1 protein-coding gene is annotated in these 487 nt (G+C 73.9%); it reads left to right on the top strand.

All coding sequences use genetic code 11. The annotated features are described in order from the left end of the window. The first annotated feature begins 57 nt into the window (after window positions 1-57). Window positions 58-312 carry a hypothetical protein gene (locus tag ACU8YC_RS26530; protein WP_446896199.1) on the top strand — a complete coding sequence of 85 codons (255 nt, stop codon included), beginning with the start codon at window positions 58-60 and terminating at the stop codon, window positions 310-312. The last annotated feature ends 175 nt before the right edge of the window (window positions 313-487 follow it).

Raw genomic sequence — 487 nt, 5'->3', positions numbered from 1 at the left:
GTCGTACGCCGGGCCCGAGGCTGCTGGCCTCGGTCGGGGTTGAGCGCCGGGTCACCTATGTCGTGGTCGGCGGCGATGCGTAGCTCCGCCCTCCCGCGCGACGAGTTCCTGGACCGGCTGACGACCGCCGAGCTCGTGGCGCGCCTGGAGGCGTGGAAGGCCGACCGCGACACCGTCCGGTACGCCGCATCTGCCGCGTGGGCCCGTGCCGTCGAGGACCGCATCGCCGCGATCGAGGACAGACTCGCCGCCCGGCACGAGGCCCTCGGCATCGTCCCCACGCCTGAGCCCGCCGGAGCCTGCGCGTGGTGAGCCCGCCCGGCCTCGCCCTCCTGCTCATCGTGACCCTGCCGTGAGCGCCCCTCCTATTCGCCTCGGTCGCCTTGGCCCTGTTCGCCACCCATAGCCGGGAGCGCCGCCCGTGACCGTGCCCGAGGTCATCGCTGTCTGGACCGTCGCGTCCGTCCCGATCGGCGTCGCCATTGGC

The organism is Citrobacter sp. VF227, from assembly GCF_052950715.1.
Note: the sequence above shows the minus strand (reverse complement) of the source record. Positions and strands in the feature narration are given on the sequence as shown.

Excerpts from the sequence above, each read along its gene's own strand:
- ACU8YC_RS26530 (WP_446896199.1), top strand. The coding sequence starts at position 58 with ATGTCGTGGTCGGCGGCGATGCGTAGCTCCGCCCTCCCGCGCGACGAG.